This window comes from Bacillus sp. L_1B0_5, assembly GCF_000836715.1.
Classification (GTDB): Bacteria; Bacillota; Bacilli; order Bacillales; family Bacillaceae_G; genus Bacillus_A; species Bacillus_A thuringiensis_S.
In genome coordinates, this window is record NZ_JXIS01000047.1 from 42,616 (window position 1) to 59,713 (window position 17,098).

Consider the following 17,098-nt stretch of genomic DNA (forward strand, 5'->3'; position numbering starts at 1 on the left):
TGTACGAATATTCGCAATAAAAAAGAAGCTAAAAGAATGAACCTTTTAGCTTCCTATCCTTCCCAAACTTGTGCTTTCACATTGTTATGAAAGTGCTTGAAATATGGATTTTCATAAAATGATGGTCCATATAAGTAATGTTGCATGTGAGCTGCTAGTGGCTGCTGCATTTGCAAAGGAACTACAGCTGGTAAAACTTGCATATACATCGGGTCTATCATTATTTTTTTGTATATTTGATGATCATATGGCGAATAAGCGATTAAGGATGGTTTATGCATTGATAATCTCCCCTTTTACATACAAATGTTATAGTATATGCAACACTTTTCATTTTGGGGATTCTTTCTATTCTAACCAATCTTCTACATGTTTTATAAATACATCTAAACAATCAATAAACGGTGAGTGTCCGCAATCTTCTAATACCTTCAACTCTGCATTTGGCAAATGTTTCGCTAATTCCTCACCGACTACTTGCGGTACGACATAATCCCTATCACCTTGTATGACGAGTGTCGGCGCCTTAATACGATGAATTTGCTTACTTCCCTCTACAACCCCATTATGTTCATCCGAAATATTAAATGTGATGAGCGCATAATTCACATCTACGAAATTACGCTGCGTTAACATATCATCCAAATACTTTTCATAACGGTCCGGTTCAGGTTGATTATGTGTATATATTAATAGATTCCATACTGTACGGTAATATAGTTTGTTCATATTTTTTATCGCGTCTAATACTGGAGCGATTTGTACTGGATCTTGCGCAATTTCTTCTTTCGTCTTTACTAAACTTGATACGATTGGCTGCCCATTCGTATCTTTTTTAAAGATTGGGTATCCTTTCATTCCTACTGATTCTACTAAAATTAACTTTTCTACAAAAGTTGGGTGATTCGCTGTAAATTGCATCGCAACACCACCGCCCATTGACCAGCCCATTAATGAGAATTTCTCTAGCTTTAACTCGTCGATAAATAATTTTACATCTTCTGCAAAGTCTTGTAATGAATCTATCGACTGATTATATGTTGATTGTCCAAATCCTCTTAAATCAAGAGCGTAAATATGGTATTGATTTTGCAACTTTTCAATGACTAAATCCCAGTGTTGTGACGATGTCATGTTCCCGTGAATGAGTACAAGAATATCTGTATTTCGCCTTCCAACTTCCTGATATGCAATCGTTTCTCCGTTCGATAGTGAAACAAACTCCATTGTTGCAGGCTTAATCATCACAAGTTCCCCCATTCTATTTAATAGAAAGAAAATTCTTTACTTAATTAAAGAATAGCACGTAGAATATACGTTCGCAACATAAAACCTATAAGAATTTTTTACATAAATCAACATGTCTATTACTAGACAATTATTATAAAAAAGTATATAGTTAGCTAGGTAACTAATTTGAAAGGATCAAAATACATGGACGAAAAACAACATTTTTTTCATATCGTCAGCCAGACTTCTCGAAAGTTTACGAAGAAATTTAATGAGCGTGTATCTCCAACTGGGTTATTTAGTGCGCAGTGGGCTGTTATTTTCCGCATTAATCAAACTGGTTCTTGTACCCAAACAGAATTATGCCAATATTTAAATGTTGAATCACCAACGATGACTCGTACGTTAACACGTATGGAAACGATGGGATGGATTATTCGTACAGAAGGTAAAGATCGCCGCGAGAAGCTCATTTCTTTATCCGAAACAGCGATAAAGATGGTTCCAGTATGGCAAGAAGAAGTTGATACTTTCGAAGAAAAAACGCTAGAAGGTATTAACGAAGATGATTTACATCAAGCATTTCAAGTGTTACAACAAATTATTAAAAATTTAGATTAAATTGGAGGGATGACGATGCAAAGTGAGAAACTTTGGACGAAGGATTTCCTCGGAACTTGTTTTAGTAGTCTATTTCTCTTCTTAACATTTTACATGCTTATGACTACTCTGCCTGTCTATGTAATAGACGGCCTAAAAGGAAAACCTGAGGAAATTGGTTTAGTTGCAACTGTGTTTCTTATTTCTTCTGTTTTATGTAGACCATTCACAGGAAAATGGCTCGATGATTTAGGAAGAAAGAAAATATTATTTATTTCACTTTCATTATTTTTAGCCGCTACTGTTATGTATTTCGGTGCGCAAAGTTTATTTTTATTACTTGCCCTTCGCTTCTTACACGGTATTGGGTTCGGGATGGCAACGACAGCTACTGGTACGATTGTAACTGATGTTGCGCCAGCTCATAGACGAGGCGAAGCACTTGCATATTTCGGCGTATTTATGAGTCTGCCGATGGTAATTGGTCCTTTTTTAGGTTTAACAATTATTTCTCATTTTTCGTTCACTGTGTTATTTATCGTTTGTTCCGTATTTTCATTACTTGCATTTTTATTAGGACTACTTGTAAATATTCCGCATGAAGCACCTGTGAGCAAACAAAAACGCGAAAAAATGAAATGGAAAGACTTAATTGAACCATCTTCTATTCCGATTGCACTTACAGGATTTGTTTTAGCCTTTTCTTATAGTGGTATTTTATCCTTCATTCCTATTTATGCGAAAGAAATCGGTTTAAGTGAAATTGCAAGTTATTTCTTCATTGTATATGCACTTGTCGTTGTAATTTCTCGTCCATTTACAGGAAAGATTTTTGATCGCTTCGGTGAAAATGTACTTGTTTACCCTGCTATCATTATTTTCACAATCGGAATGTTCATATTAAGCCAAGCACAAACGTCATTTTGGTTCCTTGGCGCAGGTATGCTAATCGGTTTAGGTTACGGAACATTAATTCCGAGTTTCCAAACGATTGCGATTTCTGCAGCTCCAAACCATAGACGTGGTTCTGCGACAGCTACGTATTTCTCATTCTTTGATAGTGGTATTGGCTTCGGTTCTTTCATTCTAGGTATTGTCGCAGCGAAATCCAGTTATCATAATATGTATTTTATCGCAGCTATTATCGTTGCTTTCACTTTACTTTTATATTACGGATTACACGGACGAAAACAAAAATTCAAGAAACAATCTACAGACGGAAAAATTTCTGCTTAACGTTAATAAGGAAAGTAAACTTCCCTGTTTACTTTCCTTATTTTGTATTTCTTTCAATAGAAGCGTATACTTATAATAGAAATAAAAAGGAGGGACCTATATGAAACTAAAAAAATCTCCCCTACTCTTACTCATACTAACATCCATATTTGTAATTACAGGGCTTGGGTTTACTTACTTCAAACAAAATAAAACGACCCCATCAAAACATAATGTGACGAAAGAAAACTGGTTAGATGACCCTTACTTACGCTGGTCGTACACACATATGAAAGAATTCACTTTAGTTAATAACGTAAAAAACAATCCTGATCAAATTGCTCACTTCCCTTCCGCACTACAAAACTTAGACGATTTTGCTGTGGAGCGTAGATTCGGAAATACAACTCCTCTAAAAAAAATTTTAGACGATAACAAAACGGATGCTTTTGTCGTTATACATAATGAACAACTTGTTTATGAACGATATTTCAATAAATATAACGAGAGTGAACCTCATGGTATGGCGTCATTAGCAAAGGTCTTTACCGGGGCAATTATACAATCTCTCGCTGAAGAAAAACGTATTGACTTAGAAAAAACAGCTGACACATATATAAAAGAATTAAAAAATACACCGTTCGGTAATGCCACACTTCAGCAATTATTGGACATGCAAGTTTCTGCACAGTACCCTACTCACGGATATGAACATCCAGCATTAGAAAATCAAGATGCACAACTATATTTAGCGAGCAATATTTTACCTCGAGGTAAAAACTACGACGGTCCGATGAAAATTTACGATATGTTACAAGAAGCAGAAGAAACTGCACCGCCTGGTTCCGATTTTTCTTACGATAACGGATCAGCGGAAACACTCGCTTGGGTTATTCGAACTATCACTGGTAAATCATTAGCTGAAAATGTTAGCGAACGAATTTGGTCTCCAATTGGTATGGAAGAAAACGCGTATTACGTTACAGATGAAACGAAAATAGAACAAGCAAGCGCTGGCTTAAATGCAACTGCTAGAGATATGGCGAGATTCGGGCAATTACTATTAAACAACGGGGAATATAACGGAAAACAAATTCTCCCTTCTTCTATTACTGAAGATATAAAAAATGTCCAAGAAGGTGAACTTGCAATTGGCCCTGGAGCTTCCATTTCTTATCATAATCAATGGTGGATTCCGCACAATGAACAAGGTGCTTTTGAAGTGTTAGGTAGTTACGGACAAACACTTTACATCGATCCAAAAGCAAATATGGTAATTGTCCACTTCTCTTCTAACGCTACGCCAAGTAATGAAATACATTCAGTTTACTCAAATATGTATATTGATATTGCACATCATTTAGAAAAGCTTCCACAGTAGTGGAAGCTTTTTCTTGTTGGGATATTTCATTTATACTCCTACATATTAGAAGATACTGAAAGAATAACTGCTTAAAACACGCCTATCAAAATTTCTATAAGCAGTTTACATGTTTAATTAAGTGTTTAACTAATACATCCACATCTTTTGGAGAATGCGTTAAAACACTTCCCTTACAAATATTGTCTGTTCATATTCGTCGAAAATTTCTTCTATTGATGAAAATAAAGTTTCTTCCGGGATGATGAACTTTACTTTTTGACCATTTTGTAATATAAATGAAATTTTCCCATTATCATTAAAACCTGTATGAAACGTTCCTCGTTTATTTAATAGTACCTCTTCAATTGTATTTGTTTTAATGGAAAAGTTATTCTTTAATTGCAAAAGTTCATGTACATCTCCAGTATGTATTTTTGTATCTATTTCAGTTTCTAAGTTTAATTGTTTTTTCTCGATTTTTTTGAACCAAAACAAAAATAGTAACTCAGAAATACCAGGTAACTGTTTTTTATAAGCATGTCGACTATGAAACTGTCCGCCAATCTTTATAAAATATATACAGTCACCTGTAATAAAAACTTTATAATACATATCTGCCGTAAACATTTTAGGCTTTAAAAGATAAAAACTTTTAATCATAACCCCCCCTAAATATTAAATTTATTTGTATAAACATTTTAACTAGATTTGTGCTTAAACATATTTCTCATGTAATACAACACTATTGTATTGAGTATCCTCTCCCTTTGCAACAGTTGTTTTGAAACCAGCTAGTAACCTTTCTCTATACTCTCCCAATAAGTGCTAGCCACATTTACAACCGTTTTTCTTCTAGTATATTAAAAGCAGTATCTGATACGAGGCTCTATATCAATCTATCAATAAATTACCACCCTATAAATATCTGAATTTTCTTTACATTAAAGGTTATCTCTCAAATAACCTCGAATAATTGTAATACATATACATAAGGAGGTTGATCTATTTTGTTTCGTTCTTTTACAAATGGTTGCGTCGCCTTAGTGCAACGCTTCTTGCCAGAACCGTTTATTTTATCATGTTTATTAACTGTTTTCGTTATCTTCTTCGGTATGTTTGCGACTCATCAAACACCTGTAGAAATGATCAATCACTGGGGTAATGGAATTTGGGGGCTTCTCGCCTTTTCTATGCAAATGGCACTTGTACTCGTGACTGGATCTGCTTTAGCAAATGCTCCTCTTATTAAAAAAGGATTAACGAAAGCTGCCAGACTACCAAAAACGACTGGACAAGGCATTATTGCCATTTCCATTGTAAGTTTACTTGGTGCATACATAAACTGGGGCTTTGGAATTGTTGTATCTGTTTTATACGCAAAAGAAGTGGCAAGACAATTAGAAGGATTAGATTATAGACTAGCAATCGCCTCTTCTTATTCTGGATTTCTCATTTGGCATGCGGGGCTTTCTGCTTCTATTCCTCTGACATTAGCAACAGGCGGGGAAACGTTAATTAAAACGACAGCTGGCAGTATTAAAGAAGCGATTCCAATCTCAGAAACGCTATTCTCACCATACGCTCTCGTTCCAGTTATTATTTTTCTCGTTACGATGCCTCTCATTAATAAAGCGATGCATCCAGATGAAAAACATACGATAACTGTAGATCCTAGCGTGTTCCATGAAGAAGCTGCTGCTCAAGAAGTAGAAAAAAATACATTCGCTGAAAAAATGGAAAATAGCATCATTATTACACTTTGCGTTGGATTGTTAGGTCTCATTTATATTTTCAATTACTTTTATACGAAAGGATTTAATCTTACTCTCGATATCGTAATTTTTATGTTATTAATTGCTGGACTTATTTTCCACCGCACTCCGATTCAGTATATTCGCGCTTTTTCAGACTCTACGAAAAGTGCTTCTGGCATTTTACTTCAATTTCCGTTTTACGCAGGAATTATGGGGATGATGATTGGAGCAAATAGTGAAGGACTTTCACTTGGAGGAGCTATTTCTAATTTCTTTATTAGCATTTCAAATGAAACGACTTTTCCTCTCTTTACATTTTTAAGTGCTGGCATCATTAATATCTTTGTTCCATCAGGAGGCGGTCAATGGGCCGTGCAAGCACCCATTATGATTCCAGCTGGCGCTGAACTTGGTGTACCTGCTGCAAAAACAGCAATGGCAATTGCATGGGGCGATGCTTGGACGAATTTAATTCAACCTTTCTGGGCATTACCAGCATTAGCGATAGCTGGTTTAGGTGCTCGTGACATTATGGGATTTTGCGTTGTTAACTTACTATATGCAGGTTTCATCATTAGTCTATGCTTCTTAGTTATTTAAACGAAAAGCTAGTTTTATACTAGCTTTTTTACATAATAAATCATTTATTTCCCATGCAATTTATAACTGTATCCCACTCTATGTCCTTAAGATGTAATGACTCAAATGCAAAAAAATCTTCGCAAATTTTTCCAATCAGGTGTGGATGTTCCCTCAAAAAATTCCACTGTAATACTTTAGGAAGAAAATGCATTTCATATTCTTTACTTCCCCGTACTACCTCATCAACTTCTCTTTCACAAATTCCCCTTATTAAATAATCATTTCTTAACTCTATTTGAATTTGTTGAAATGTATCGCTGCATTTTTTCAATTGAAGTAAACACGTAATATACTTCCGAAAAAGTTCGTTATCATACTGACAACAGTTTATAATACGATCGACTTCATTCATAATGTACGAGCCTTTTCTTCTATTTGTAATAACCATTTTTCGCGCTTTGATACTTTACTCGTTTTCACAGATTGAAAAACTGACCGTTTTATATCACGAATGCCACAAAAACGTAAAACACCTCTCTTCATCATAATCCAATCTGCTGATCGATATAACAATGCGACGTACCATAGAGGCGAGTCTAACGTATTAATAACCCAAGCTTTCTTACCTTTCAATAACCCTTTCGGAAGAGCACCTTCATATTTATAAGCAAATCCAGCTACGAAAATACGGTCAATAAAACCTTTTAAAATAGCTGGCATCCCCCACCACCATATCGGATATATAAAGAGAAGTGTATCTGCTTCTTCCACTAATTTTCTATACCGCGCTGTCTCTTCTTCATTTACTAAATCACGTCTTTTCTTCTCTTCATTGAATACAAGTACCGGATCAAATTGTTCCTTGTATAAATCAAGCAACGTAACCGAATGATTTGTTTCCTGTAGCCCTTTTTGCACATGCTCTAAAATTGCCCTGTTAAAACTTGAAGGATTAGGATGAGCGTATATAATCAGTACGTTCACTACAAAACAACTCCCTCTATCTTTAAAGTTACCCCTTCTTTAATAACTTCTCTACAATTTGTACGTTTTTCGAACTTTGCAACAGTCGATTTAATACAGTAAGTAACTCTTCTTTTTCTAAATCTTTTAGTTTCTCTTTAACTGCACTCTCACCAGCACCTTGAATATCATAAACAACTGCCGCCATATGTTTACAATAATTTTCATACGGACATTCGCAACTACTTTTTGAAAAATCTTCGAGATCGATAACTACTTCATAATTCCCTGCATTTCCAGTAACGAATGCAAACACTTTGTTATCTTGTATTTCAACATCTTCTATATGTCCATCTTCATAATATTCATATCCCTTATCTACAACGTACTTTGGGATCCATTTCGTTATATCTTTTAATAAGTAAGCGTACATAATTGTACCCCTTCCTTTAATTCCCTTTTGACTTCCAAAACCCTGCATGTTATTCTAAGAACTGTTAAATAGCAAGTCTATTTTACAAAACGACTGACACCTATTCGGCGAAGGTGTCTCTTTTCATTTGCAGCCGATACGAATTGCCTCTTTCAGGCACATTCAATTTTTGACACTACACACTCAACACCATTCCCTGTATCAGGCTGCTTTAGCAGTCTTTTACTCTACATACTCCGTTATTTTTAAAAAAAGAGAGCTTAGCTCCCTTTTCTCGCCTTATAAAATACCCCTTTTTCAGTATAGAGATATTCATCAGCTAATGTAATTTTCCCATCCAGTTTCAGTTCGTCTAATAGCCTTGATAAATAAAATTGATGTAACATTTTTTTCGTGAATTTTCCTTCATGATGCGAAACGATATGTTCTTGAATATCTAACAATGATATCGGCTTATCTTGCTCTATCATATATTCATAAACTGTACTACGCAGTTTTACGTATTTTTCGAGTGTCACAGTAATTCGCAACCCCTTTCTTCTTAATATAAATTTTCGTAATCGGTTTTTTTACAACAAAAAAACCTCTCCGATAAGAAGAAGTTACGTATATATCTTCGTCTTATCTCCCAGAACAAATATGTTCTGCTGGAATTAGCACCTGCATCGCGGTTGCTGGGTTTCATCGGGCCAGTCCCTCCACCTCTCTGGATAAGAAAATATTCACTTAAATCTTACTATACGTAATTTCACTTTAATTGTCAAACAAATATAATAAATATAACAAATTATATTTTCTTTCTTACTGTTCATACTACTCGTATATGAACAGCCAAGGAGGATTATAAAATGCATCAAAATGCTCGCGGATATGTACAAGATTCTTTTCAATCATTACAAGAAGCAAAACACTGTTTAGAAGAAGCACTTGAAACAGTTGAAAAAGATTTTAATCGTGCTCGTATTGAACAATCACTTTATGCTGTTGAACAAGCTATTCAACGTTGCGAGTACACCGTTCACATTTTAGAAAAAGATTAAAAACTTCCCATCTATCGATGGGAAGTTTTTTCAAATGGCATACTTCATAATTATTGCCGTTATGATTAAAAAATATACAGAATTAGCAATTTCTAAAATCCCTACTTTTATAATAGAGATTTTTTTGCCATACAACACAATTGCTCGAATGACACTTGGTATAAAAATAAGAGAACACCACGGATTAATCATAAATACAATTATAGTTAATACGATATGATATCCCCAAGATATAAGACGATACTTCGGATTATTTTTTTCACGAATCATCGTTTTCACATAAAACGTACTACCTAAAAAGTATAAGAATGAAATAAGCGCAATGAATAATGCTATATGATCGATTTGCTTCATTGAAAAATAATAACTAATTAACCCACCGATACAAAATACAATAATTGCACAAATATCATTTAATAGTGCTCTTTCATTTTTTTGACGAGCATAATACATATTTACTATAAATAATGGAATCATTACTATTACGAATAAAAGAATTCGCCACTCATATAATAAAGAAATCATCCCAAATAGGAACGCAATACTAAAATAAACAATTGCGGCGTGTAAAAGCTCTTTTTTTCGTCTTTGCTTTATGTACGTAAGAAATGGATATGTAGCTAAATAGATAAAAAACCATGCTATAAACAATGGAATATGATAAATAGTAGGTTTCCCAAGTATGACACTTAATAGAAAAGGTATAACAAGCATGGCCCATGCACCATGTTGCTTCGGAATAACTAACTTCATTAACTATACACCTCCCTCTTGAAAAGAGTTCTCACGTACTATTATACAAATAATTTTATATAATAGCGGGTGCATATTGAATCTATTTTTTGACAAAAAAATGCTCCTTACAATATGTAAGAAGCATGAAAGAGGCAAACGAATATGTAAGTCGCGACCCTACCTTATATGAGTATGCTTTTCTATGTCACGTTATGCTCATCTAATATACCGTATTTCTTTTTAAATCTTGTAAGAATCGTAATCCAAGACGTACTAAATAGTAGTAAGAAAATAACATTCGAAATCGCATGACTCAAATCAAAATAAAAACTTGCGATATAATACGAAATGACAGTCTCCCACGTTGCTTCTCGTATAAAACCGAGAAGACCCCAGAAATTCATAATCCAGCCAAATAAAAATCCAACGATTACTCCGTAAAGAAGTCTCCCCCATAGTTTTTTCATTAAAAATGTATTACGAAGTAAACCTGCTATAAAACCAATCATGCCCCACGAAAACATTTGCCACGGTGTCCACGGACCTTGTCCTAAAAAAATATTAGATACGATCGCTGCTGTGGCACCAATCATAAAACCAGTTTCACTTCCAAATACAATTGCAGAAACAATAATGACAAAAGAAGTTGGTTGTACACTTGGTAAAATAGAAAATGGCACTCTGCTTACTGCTGCAATTGCCGCTAATACAGCAACGAGAACAATTTCACGTGAAACAAACGCCTTCCTTTCAAAACGGATATAGAAAGGTAACATAATAACCGCTAATATAAACAAACTACTTAACATGTAATAACCGTCCATGACAAGTGTCGTAAGAAGTAATGTGCCTATTATTACTGCAAAAATACATATTATGAATGCAACATATCGTTTGGACACGCTTCGTACACATCCTCCCACGTTAATGCATATGGCAATTCTTTTCGAATGAATCGATTAATAGATGTTGTATAAAAGAAATTGCCGCTAAAAAATTCTTTCGGTGCATCATTCATAATGACTGTTCCGTCAAATAACATCATACATTGATCAACGTATTTCGCTGCAAATTCAATGTCATGCGTTGCCATTATAATTGTTGTTCCTTCTTTTTGTAGCTTCCTAAATAGTTCTCCTACTCTTTCTTTCTTCCACGGATCTAGCCCCTTTGTCGGTTCATCAAGTAATAATAAAGTTGGCTTTGATAATAACGTTGTACATAACGCAAGTAGTTGTTGCTCTCCCCCGCTACAATCATGCGGATGGCGTTCTTTAAGCGAGTACAACCAAAACTTCTTCAACATATCTTCTGCTATTTCTTTTCCTTGTTCTCCGTATAATTCACGTGCACGTTCATACACTTCATCCCACACTGTATCAAATGTAAAATGATAATACGGATGTTGCGATACATACCCGATCCTTTTAAATCGTTCTTTCGAATCAATTTTATGTATCACTTTCCCGTTCCACTTTACTTTCCCTCTTCTCGCTTTTTGTAATCCTGCTAAAATCGTTAACAGTGTAGACTTACCTGTACCGTTCTTCCCAACGAGCGCTACCCATTTTCCTTTTTCAATCGAAACTGATAAATCACGTAAAATAAGCGGACTACTTTTTTCGTACTGGAACGAAATATGCTCTGCGCTTAAAATTACCTCTTGCTTTTCACTTTGTGCTATTGGCTCATTTACATATGATATCGCTGAAAAATCATTCATTTTCATTTGTGCCTCTCGCACCGTAAACGGAATATCTCTCACATTCCACTCTAAAAACAGCCTTGGAATTTGCGGAATAAATGGACGGAATGTTTCTACTCCCCACATATTCGTAATAACAGTTTTAGGACTACCATCATACATAATACGGCCATTATCCATACAAACAACGCGTGTTGCAAGCGGTATAACTTCATCTAAACGATGTTCACTTAAAATAATCGTAATTCCAAGTTCTTCATTAATACGTTTTAATAATCCTAAAAACTCTTTCGCAGCAATTGGATCTAACTGGGCTGTCGGTTCATCTAATAATAGTAACTTCGGCTGCATAACTAATACCGCAGCTAAATTGACAAGTTGCTTTTGCCCGCCAGATAACGTGTGAACAGATTGATGCAATAAATCTTGAAATCCTAAAAAACTAATAAGCTCCGCTATTCTTTTTTGAATAATATGTGATGGTAATCCGATATTTTCTAAAGAAAATGCTAATTCTTGAATCACTGTATCCATTACGAGTTGATTTTCTGGATTTTGAAATACCATACCAATTTCTTGAGCAGATAACAAATCAGGTACATTTTCTAATAAAGTACCATCATAATATGTATCCCCAGTACGCTTACCAATTGGAAGTAATTCTTTTTTAAAATGTTTTAATAAAGTCGTCTTCCCGGATCCTGATCCGCCGGCAAGTGCAATAAACTCTCCTTTTTGAATAGAAAGAGAAATATGCTGTAACGCTTTTTCGTTTTCATCAGCATATACAAATGATAAATTGTTTATTTCTGCATGCGCCACCATAACCATTCCCTTCCTTCCATTATAATTGGTAAACTAATAAACATCGTAAATACGATAAACATCATCCCATCGTATTGCTGAAATAAAATAGATTCGACTTTCGGATAAATGATTAACTTTCCTCCGCCATACGTACTACATATGATAGCAATTATAAATAGAATACTTAAATAACTGAGCGTATACCAATCTCGTTTTTCCATTCTATAGCGAATATATGTCGTACGTTTCGTTACACCAAATCCACGAGCTTGCATAGAATCTGCCGTTTGCAGTGCATCTTCTAATGAACAAATTAATAATACTTGCAGCAATTGCATACCATTTTTCACGCGTTCCATCATTGAACCTGAATCTACCTGCACACCTTTCGTTTTTTGGACGAGTGTGATTTTCTTTAATCGCCTTATAAACAAAGGAACAAATCTCACTGTAATCATCGTTAACAATGCAACTTTCGGTGAAATTCTTGAAAACAGATATAAAAATTTATGACTGGAAATAATATCATTGTATGACGCAAACGTAAACATAACTGCAACTAGTAATAACCCCATTACTATTCCAAACATAATCGCCTCAAGCTTAATACGGCTATCACCTAACCAAAATAACGTAGTTCGACCTCTATGCGTTAATAACGAATTAAATAAAATTACCATAAAAAAGAAAACAATTGTGCTCGGTAGCATCTTTCTTATCTTTTCGCTATTTCCTTGCATCACATTTAACATAATAATTAATACTATTGCTCCAATTAAAAAAAGAGGATGAAGACACATCATACATAGTATCATCACCCCGATATAATAGAAAAAATTCACAAAAGGATGTAAAGAAGAAAAACTTATTTTCATAGCCCTTTACCGAATGCCTTTCTTATTGTAATACGTATACCCACTCAATTGTATCTCCTGGTTTTACCGTAGCTACACCAGCACTATGGTTTGGAAAAGCACCGTTCACACGATATTTCCATCCACTAGTATCCGCAATATCTTTTTCATATAAATCATTAATACCTTTTACATAAATACTATCTCTAGATCCGCTTGCATCAACATCTAATCCTGTACGTTGTAATACTTTATACACAGTATCGCCATCTTGTACATCCATCTTTTTCGCACCCATTATATATCCGTTATTTCCTTTTACCGAGATTGTTACTTGTTTTGCTTGTGGTTTCGGTACTGGTACTGGATCTGGTTTTGGTGGTTCAGGTTTTGGTACTGCCGGAGTCGGTATCGTTTTCTCCGCTTTATTCGGATCAACTTTTTGCTCCTGCTTCGGTATTTCTTTCGGCTGATTCACAACCTTTGCTTCTTCTTTTACTTCTGGTGCTTTCGGTTGTTGTTTCTCTTCTTGTGCTTGTTGCTGTTCTGGTTGCTTATTTACAGCCGGCTGTTCTTTCGGTTGTTCCTGTTGTTTCTCTTCTTTCTTTACCTCTGGTTGTGCCTGCGGCTTTTCCTCTTTCGGCTTCTCTTCTACTTTTTGTTCTTGTTTCTCTTTCTGTTCTTCTTGCTGCTTTTGCTCTGATTCAGCTTGCTTTTCTTCTTTTTTTTCTTCCGGCTTCGCTTCATCTTTTTGTTCTTCTTGTTTCGCTACCTCTTCTTGCTTCGGTTCTACCTTCTTCTCAGGCTTTACAGCTGCCTCTTCACATCCGGCAAGTAGCCCGAGCGAAAGCAGTAAAGAAATGAACCATTTCACCTTACTCATCCTATCTCTCACCTTTCATACGAAAATTAGGAGCAAATAATTGCTCCTAATTTTTTGTTAAGCTGCTTTACGTCTCCATAATACATATGCAGAAGCAATACATAATACACCCATACCTACTTCTGTTGCTGCACTATGAGAAGATGCTCCTGTTTTTGGTAGACTGTTACCGTTTCCGATTTTTTTATTCTTAACCGGTTCGTTATCTACAACTACTTTTAGATTTTCATCTTTTGTTTCTTGTTGTACTTGGTTTTGTTCTTTCGGTTCTTCAGTAACTTCTTTTTCTACTACATTATTTTCTGGTTCAACGACCTTTTCTGGCTCTTCAATCGGTTTTGGCTTAATTACATCACCAGCGTCTACATTAGACCAATCATAAATAGATTTTCCCATTTCCTTAAATTGAAGTAATGCTAAAAGAGCCTGTTCTGTAGCCATTCCGTTACCATTTTGATCACTTGGTAACCATTTAAATTCACCATTTGAAAGTTGATATGATAATAGGTTTTGCATTGCCTTATGAAGACGATTTTGATCTACATCTTTAACAAGAGATAATCCAATAATTGCTTGCGCAGTACTATTTGAATTTTCTTGTCCATCAGCTGAAAAACCGCCATTTTGCAGCTGTTCGTTATATAAATACGCAACAGCTTTTTGTATAGCTGGTTTCACATCTGATCGCTCTTGATAAGGAGCTAATGCTGATAAAACCATACCTGTTACATCAACGCTACTAGCACTATCTTTACTACCTGAACTATTATAAGTCCATCCACCGTCTGTATGCTGATTATTTAACAGTGCTTCCACTAGAGCAACTCTGTTCCATTTTGATTCAACTGGAATCTCATACTTCTTCGTATCAAATGCAAGTAAAGCAAATGCATAACCTGTAACAGAATTCACTTTATCTGACTCATACAATTTTTGAACTAAATTATGTCCACCTACATTTTTAGGGTCTGCACTCATTGCATTCATCATAATAATTGTTCTAGCTAAATCTGTCGCTGAAAAACGATTAATGCGCTTTTCTACTTTTTCAGTTACTGACTTAACATAATTTAATTTTGCCTCAATTGGCACATTCTTTCCAGAACGAGAAAGCGCTACAGCTACCCAATCACTTTCAATTCCATCTTGTAACATCTTGTCTGATGTTTTAGAAATGGCTTCATTTAATTGTGCACTTGGAACTTGAATGTTCTCTTGCTGTGGTTGTTCTGGTTTTTTCCCATCTGGCGTTTTACCGTCTTGATCACCTTGGTTTTTCCCATCTGGTTTTTCACCGTCTTGATCACCTTGGTTTTTCCCATCTGGTTTTTCACCGTCTTGATCACCTTGATTTTTCCCATCTGGTGTTTTACCGTCTTGGTCACCTTGATTTTTCCCATCTGGTGTTTTACCGTCTTGACCTTCTGGTTTTGGTTCTTCTGTTTTGCCACCGTTAGGTTCTTCTGTTTTACACGTTCCGAACTTATCTAACGTTTCTTTCAATGTTTCCTGGCTCATATTGCTCCAGTCTGAAACAAAGCGAAAGACAACAACATCTCCAGACTCTAATTTATAACTATCTGCCCCAACTTGTGCAGATGTATCATTTACATCGTATGTCCAACCACTTGTAGCTCCGGCCATTAAACCATCGATGCCTTTTACATATGTTCCAAACGACATCGTTTCAGATTCTACTTTGTCCCCCATGACCTTTTGCAGCAAACTTAAAGCTGTTTCCCCATCTTTAATTTGCTCTTCTTTCGGACATAACATAATGCCTTTTTGTGATTCCCCAATAATTGCAAGTTTTGCTGTATTTTCTTCAGCAAACGTAATATGTACTGTATTCGCAAAAGAAACAAATACAAGTGTCACTGCCATTAACGACGTAAGCAGCCATTTTTTCAACATTGCCATCCCAAAATTTCCTCCCTTACTACCATTTACACAAAAAAAGGCCCTTCAAGGGCGTGCGATTGACACTCTCTTTTTGTAAGTGTCGAACAAAAATGTACAACACCTCCTACCCGCATTATTCGCGGCTATATTTGTATAGGAAAAATAATTTTGTTTATGAACGTATCATTGTGATAACATTCACTTTTCTTGGCACAACTTACTTCCATTTAAGTTATCGTAAAACGATAAACCTATACATTCTGTAAATTTTAAATTTCTGTATTATTTTACTATTGACAAAGAATTTTGTCCATGCTTTATCGGATTTATTTTCTAAGAATAATAACTTATTAACTCTTAACTATGTAAACTCTTTTCACTAATAATGACGCCATCTTCATCCGCATAGACATATTCATTTGGATTCCATTCCACTTGTCCAAAGTGCAGTGAAATATTTCGTTCTCCCTTTCCTTCTTTCACACTTCTATTTGGCATCGTCCCTAACGCTAAAATACCAATATTAATATTCTTTAGTTCACTAGAATCACGAACATATCCATTCACAATAATTCCTGCTAGCTTTCTTTCTTCCGCAATAGCTGCCAAATTATCACCAAGTAACGCACAATTCGTAGACGCTCCGCCATCAACAACTAATACTGTTCCTTCTGGGAGTGTTTGCAATCCTTCCTTCACTAGTACATTATCATCTTTCACTTTTACAGTTGCAATTTTCCCGTGGAATTGTTCTTTCTTCCCAAAAGACCGAAAAGACTGGCGACATATTTGTAATTCCTTTTCAAATTCATCACATAGATCCGTAGTTTTCCACATTTTGTTCCCTCTTTTCCTTTTTCTTTCTATTTAACATATTCTTGGCTTATTTTCGTTTCCCTGTCTAATATTGCAATAATTTGTATGTACGGGAAAGGATACAAAAACTATTGCCTTAAGAAGCCACCTTTATTATAATCTATTTCACAGATTAAATTCAGAATATTAAAAATTAACCAAGTGAAGAAGGAGGAA

At 35.2% G+C, this 17,098-nt stretch carries 19 protein-coding genes and 1 riboswitch; of the genes, 5 read left to right on the forward strand and 14 right to left on the reverse strand.

What is annotated here, in order from left to right; all coding sequences use genetic code 11:
* Positions 1–53: 53 nt before the first annotated feature.
* Together RT27_RS16220 and RT27_RS16225 are read right to left on the reverse strand one after the other, a co-directional pair.
* Positions 54–281 carry a hypothetical protein gene (locus RT27_RS16220; RefSeq protein WP_016080942.1) on the reverse strand — a complete coding sequence of 76 codons (228 nt, stop codon included), beginning with the start codon at positions 279–281 and terminating at the stop codon, positions 54–56.
* 67 nt (positions 282–348) lie between these two features.
* Entirely contained in the window at positions 349–1,245 is an 897-nt protein-coding gene (locus RT27_RS16225) for an alpha/beta hydrolase (protein WP_016080941.1), read from the reverse strand.
* 189 nt (positions 1,246–1,434) lie between these two features.
* Here RT27_RS16225 and RT27_RS16230 point away from each other — a divergent pair, with 189 nt between their 5' ends.
* The 3 genes from RT27_RS16230 (at position 1,435) to RT27_RS16240 (ending at position 4,426) form a co-directional block, all read left to right on the forward strand.
* Positions 1,435–1,851, forward strand: a complete 417-nt coding sequence (locus RT27_RS16230; RefSeq protein WP_016080940.1) for a MarR family transcriptional regulator — start codon at positions 1,435–1,437, stop codon at positions 1,849–1,851.
* A gap of 15 nt (positions 1,852–1,866) precedes the next feature.
* On the forward strand, positions 1,867–3,066 hold the full coding sequence (locus RT27_RS16235; RefSeq protein WP_016080939.1) for an MFS transporter: 1,200 nt from the start codon (positions 1,867–1,869) through the stop codon (positions 3,064–3,066).
* A gap of 100 nt (positions 3,067–3,166) precedes the next feature.
* Positions 3,167–4,426 (forward strand): serine hydrolase domain-containing protein, encoded by a 1,260-nt coding sequence (locus RT27_RS16240; RefSeq protein ID WP_043936660.1) that lies wholly within the window; start codon positions 3,167–3,169, stop codon positions 4,424–4,426.
* Between the two features lie 159 nt (positions 4,427–4,585).
* Here RT27_RS16240 and RT27_RS16245 read toward each other — a convergent pair whose 3' ends face one another.
* Positions 4,586–5,068 carry a hypothetical protein gene (locus tag RT27_RS16245; protein ID WP_016080937.1) on the reverse strand — a complete coding sequence of 161 codons (483 nt, stop codon included), beginning with the start codon at positions 5,066–5,068 and terminating at the stop codon, positions 4,586–4,588.
* A gap of 347 nt (positions 5,069–5,415) precedes the next feature.
* Between RT27_RS16245 and RT27_RS16250 the strand changes: the two genes are divergently transcribed.
* On the forward strand, positions 5,416–6,762 hold the full coding sequence (locus RT27_RS16250; protein WP_043936661.1) for a short-chain fatty acid transporter: 1,347 nt from the start codon (positions 5,416–5,418) through the stop codon (positions 6,760–6,762).
* A gap of 40 nt (positions 6,763–6,802) precedes the next feature.
* On the opposite strand, the gene RT27_RS16255 is transcribed toward RT27_RS16250, so the two are convergent.
* From RT27_RS16255 to RT27_RS16270, 4 genes are all read right to left on the reverse strand, one after another.
* Positions 6,803–7,156 carry a hypothetical protein gene (locus RT27_RS16255; protein WP_029442825.1) on the reverse strand — a complete coding sequence of 118 codons (354 nt, stop codon included), beginning with the start codon at positions 7,154–7,156 and terminating at the stop codon, positions 6,803–6,805.
* On the reverse strand, positions 7,153–7,728 hold the full coding sequence (locus RT27_RS16260; RefSeq protein WP_043936662.1) for an NAD(P)H-dependent oxidoreductase: 576 nt from the start codon (positions 7,726–7,728) through the stop codon (positions 7,153–7,155). Before RT27_RS16260 ends, RT27_RS16255 begins: the two co-directional genes overlap by 4 nt.
* 28 nt (positions 7,729–7,756) lie before the next feature.
* On the reverse strand, positions 7,757–8,140 hold the full coding sequence (locus RT27_RS16265; RefSeq protein WP_016080933.1) for an SWIM zinc finger family protein: 384 nt from the start codon (positions 8,138–8,140) through the stop codon (positions 7,757–7,759).
* Between the two features lie 260 nt (positions 8,141–8,400).
* A complete protein-coding gene (locus RT27_RS16270; RefSeq protein ID WP_033694638.1) occupies positions 8,401–8,688 on the reverse strand; it encodes a hypothetical protein in 288 nt (95 codons plus the stop codon).
* 70 nt (positions 8,689–8,758) lie between these two features.
* Positions 8,759–8,857, reverse strand: a riboswitch (SAM riboswitch).
* Positions 8,858–8,988: 131 nt separating this feature from the next.
* Here RT27_RS16270 and RT27_RS16275 point away from each other — a divergent pair.
* Positions 8,989–9,180: a hypothetical protein gene (locus tag RT27_RS16275; protein ID WP_016080931.1), complete on the forward strand. Its 192-nt coding sequence runs from the start codon at positions 8,989–8,991 to the stop codon at positions 9,178–9,180.
* 30 nt (positions 9,181–9,210) lie between these two features.
* On the opposite strand, the gene RT27_RS16280 is transcribed toward RT27_RS16275, so the two are convergent.
* From RT27_RS16280 to rraA, 7 genes are all read right to left on the reverse strand, one after another.
* Positions 9,211–9,933, reverse strand: a complete 723-nt coding sequence (locus RT27_RS16280) for a YwiC-like family protein (RefSeq protein ID WP_043936663.1) — start codon at positions 9,931–9,933, stop codon at positions 9,211–9,213.
* A gap of 182 nt (positions 9,934–10,115) precedes the next feature.
* A complete protein-coding gene (locus RT27_RS16285; RefSeq protein WP_016080929.1) occupies positions 10,116–10,817 on the reverse strand; it encodes an ECF transporter S component in 702 nt (233 codons plus the stop codon).
* Positions 10,790–12,451 carry an energy-coupling factor ABC transporter ATP-binding protein gene (locus RT27_RS16290; RefSeq protein WP_043936664.1) on the reverse strand — a complete coding sequence of 554 codons (1,662 nt, stop codon included), beginning with the start codon at positions 12,449–12,451 and terminating at the stop codon, positions 10,790–10,792. The genes RT27_RS16285 and RT27_RS16290 overlap by 28 nt, the downstream gene beginning before the upstream one ends.
* The gene (locus RT27_RS16295; RefSeq protein WP_043936665.1) at positions 12,424–13,302 is read right to left on the reverse strand and encodes an energy-coupling factor transporter transmembrane component T; all 879 of its coding nucleotides are present in this window, start codon (positions 13,300–13,302) and stop codon (positions 12,424–12,426) included. Before RT27_RS16295 ends, RT27_RS16290 begins: the two co-directional genes overlap by 28 nt.
* Before the next feature lie 22 nt (positions 13,303–13,324).
* Complete coding sequence (locus RT27_RS16300) at positions 13,325–14,164, reverse strand: DUF4430 domain-containing protein (RefSeq protein WP_043936666.1); 840 nt, start codon at positions 14,162–14,164, stop codon at positions 13,325–13,327.
* Positions 14,165–14,221: 57 nt separating this feature from the next.
* On the reverse strand, positions 14,222–16,084 hold the full coding sequence (locus RT27_RS16305) for a DUF4430 domain-containing protein (RefSeq protein WP_043936667.1): 1,863 nt from the start codon (positions 16,082–16,084) through the stop codon (positions 14,222–14,224).
* Between the two features lie 339 nt (positions 16,085–16,423).
* Positions 16,424–16,903, reverse strand: a complete 480-nt coding sequence (rraA, locus tag RT27_RS16310) for a ribonuclease E activity regulator RraA (protein WP_029442832.1) — start codon at positions 16,901–16,903, stop codon at positions 16,424–16,426.
* Between the last annotated feature and the right edge of the window lie 195 nt (positions 16,904–17,098).